The 2,578-nt window shown below is 41.5% G+C and carries 4 protein-coding genes; 1 reads left to right on the top strand and 3 read right to left on the bottom strand.

Translation table 11 applies throughout. From position 1 onward, the window contains the following. Positions 1–389: 389 nt before the first annotated feature. Complete coding sequence (locus tag U9Q77_11335; GenBank protein ID MEA3287949.1) at positions 390–707, bottom strand: DUF3467 domain-containing protein; 318 nt, start codon at positions 705–707, stop codon at positions 390–392. A gap of 30 nt (positions 708–737) precedes the next feature. Then, positions 738–1,079 carry a hypothetical protein gene (locus tag U9Q77_11330; protein ID MEA3287948.1) on the bottom strand — a complete coding sequence of 114 codons (342 nt, stop codon included), beginning with the start codon at positions 1,077–1,079 and terminating at the stop codon, positions 738–740. Between the two features lie 163 nt (positions 1,080–1,242). On the opposite strand from U9Q77_11330, the gene U9Q77_11325 reads away from it, so the two are divergent. Next, entirely contained in the window at positions 1,243–1,638 is a 396-nt protein-coding gene (locus U9Q77_11325) for a molecular chaperone DnaK (protein MEA3287947.1), read from the top strand. Between the two features lie 14 nt (positions 1,639–1,652). On the opposite strand, the gene U9Q77_11320 is transcribed toward U9Q77_11325, so the two are convergent. Beyond that, positions 1,653–2,141 carry a hypothetical protein gene (locus tag U9Q77_11320; GenBank protein ID MEA3287946.1) on the bottom strand — a complete coding sequence of 163 codons (489 nt, stop codon included), beginning with the start codon at positions 2,139–2,141 and terminating at the stop codon, positions 1,653–1,655. Between the last annotated feature and the right edge of the window lie 437 nt (positions 2,142–2,578).

The raw sequence follows: 2,578 nt of genomic DNA, 5'->3' as shown, positions 1-2,578 counted from the left end.
TTAAAGTTATGAACAAGGTCATTTTAAACAGTATTATTTACATCTGTGAGTGATAATTTTTGATAAGCATATATTTTATTAAACTTTGTGTCTTGGTGACTTAGTGGCTATGAATTATTCAGGATAAATCAAATTCAACTCCACCTGCTCAACCCCATGTTTGCCGGCATGGCTATGGCATTTTCATCAGTTTCGGTTGTTGCTAATACCCTGCTGTTACGGAGCAGAAACTATTTCCGGCAAATATAGCCCAGGACATCTCCACCAAAGGTTTTGAATAATACCATCTGTACTTCAGAGGGTATAACCTCAGCCCCCTGAGAAGCAGTAAAGACAAAAAAAAGACCCCATGCGGAGTCTTCTCTTTTTAACGAATTGTTTGAAGAATCTTAATTGGGCATATTCTGAGGACCAGCCTTCATTCCGGGAAAAGCCATGGGATCAGGCATCTTGATCTCACCATGTTCAGCTTCATACTTGGTGATATTCTGTTCAAGAGCCCGTTGTAAGGCCTTGGTGTGACTGGGAGTCATGATAATTCGTGACTGCACATTAGCCTTGGGTGAACCCGGCATAACTCTCACAAAATCCAATACAAATTCGGCACCGGAGTGAGTAATGATAGCCAGGTTGGCATATTCCCCATCGGCAACTTTCTCGTTAACCTGGATCTGGATCTGCTGAGCGGGTTGTTTCTTGCTGTCCATGTTGAGTTCCTCAATTAGTGGTTTTTTTGATCAGGACTGCCAGGGCTTATTGCGGGAGAGATTCGGGTTATCCTCACCCCATTCTTCCTCAGTATGATCAGGATCCTTATCCCAATCTATCTCAGCAGCCTGAGTAGCCGGCAAATCCTTATCATCAAAGTCTGATTCTTCAAACCTCAGATATTCATCGCCGTAAACCGACTCATCAAAAAAATCAATATCTTCTACGATTTCCGTAACCATGAGGAATTCGAGAAAATCCATATACTTTTTATTTTTTAGATTTGTTGCGCAGTGTGGACAGATGAGAGATCTGGCTAATCTCTCTTCTGATAGCTCTTCGCCACAATTCGGGCATACAATATCTTCCATTATACCCTCACATTTTTTATTTCGTTCCAACGGTTCATAAAAGCGCGCAAATGTATACGGACACATAGGGGGTGCCAAGAGAATTATGAGCATGCTAAATTCCTAGGAAAATCATGTGCAGGCGATATATTGCAACAATTGAAGCATGAAATGAAGGGTTATAATGGCCGCTAAAAAATACAATAAATCGACACTTAAAAAATTTAAGCAACTGCTATTGGATGAGCGCAAACGTATTATTGAAGACCTGGATTATCAAAAAAGTGAGCTAAATAAAACCATCACAGACGGCGCTGGTGAGCTCTCTTCTGCAACCTATCATATGGCTGATGTCGGAACCGATATGGCTGAACGTGAAAAGACCAGCATGTTTGCTCATCGACAAGCCAAATACTTGAACGATATAGACGAGGCGCTTGATCGGGTGAACAAAGAAACCTACGGAGTTTGCATAATCTGTGGAGATTTGATCGAAGAAGGCCGCCTGTTGGCTGCTCTGATCGCTAAGTACCACGTTCCCTGTAAAGAAACCCAGAATCAACGCAACCACAATCAGTAGTGCGCCACATCACTTCATTTTGTTTCTATAAGCGCAATTAAATTCAAAATATTTTTTTCATAGAAACCACTCTCACTCTGAGAGTAAATCACATTTAAGCCCGATTCTTCAGAACCAAATCCAATTTTCAATGAAATATTGAGCGATTTGATCAGTTTGATGAGACGCTTTCCAGGTTTGGGTTCCAGCTGGAGAATAATATCGGGATCGAAAGCTGATATTCGGTTTTGAATGTTGCTCCGACCATCTTCACTGGGATTATACAGCATATCAGCATACTCATGTTGAACATCAAGAGTGGGTCGTGAGCTCCCTGTTGGTAATAATAACAAAAAATCAAATTGCTCAGGCAAACTATACATTCTCTGCAAAGTATAGCGGGCAATCCGTAGCCATTTTGTACTCTCAGGATAAATAATCACGATCCGTTGAATTTTCCGAAATCTATCCTGAAAACTATAGGGTGTTTCGAGTTTTTTTTGCTTTGAGCTGTTAAGTATCATCTGGCAATGATTTAATTGAAATCGGACTAGAATCAATGAACTAATTGGGAAATCCTGAAAGTAAACAAACTCATAATTACCTAATGAAGTAGAAAGGTAAGAGATTTTTGGCATAAAAACCTCTGCGTCCTGGCGGCTCTGCCTGTCCGCACGAAGTTATACGCAGGCGGGCGAGAGGCCGTTTTTAAGGAATAAGTAAAAAGTAAAAAGTAAAAAGTAAAAAGGGTATATGGGTATAAGGGTTTTTGGTATAAAAAAACTCTGCGTCTTGGCGGCTCTGCCTGCCCGCACGAAGTTATACGCAGGCGGGCGAGAGGCCGCTTTTAAGGAATAAGTAAAATAGTAAAAAGGGTATAAGGGTTTTTGGCATAAAAAACTCTGCGTCCTGGCGGCTCTGCCTGCCCGCACGAAGTTATACGCAGGCGGGCGAGAGGCCG

This window comes from Candidatus Neomarinimicrobiota bacterium (assembly GCA_034716895.1).
Classification (GTDB): domain Bacteria; phylum Fidelibacterota; class UBA8477; order UBA8477; family JABMPR01; genus JABMPR01.
The sequence above is the reverse complement of the archived record's forward strand: the minus strand, read 5'-3'. Positions and strand labels throughout refer to the sequence as shown.

Bases quoted from the DNA above. Each gene is read 5' to 3' on its own strand.
- U9Q77_11335 (MEA3287949.1), bottom strand. From the start codon at position 707: ATGGACAGCAAGAAACAACCCGCTCAGCAGATCCAGATCCAGGTTAAC.
- U9Q77_11330 (MEA3287948.1), bottom strand. From the start codon at position 1,079: ATGGAAGATATTGTATGCCCGAATTGTGGCGAAGAGCTATCAGAAGAG.
- U9Q77_11325 (MEA3287947.1), top strand. From the start codon at position 1,243: ATGGCCGCTAAAAAATACAATAAATCGACACTTAAAAAATTTAAGCAA.
- U9Q77_11320 (MEA3287946.1), bottom strand. From the start codon at position 2,141: ATGATACTTAACAGCTCAAAGCAAAAAAAACTCGAAACACCCTATAGT.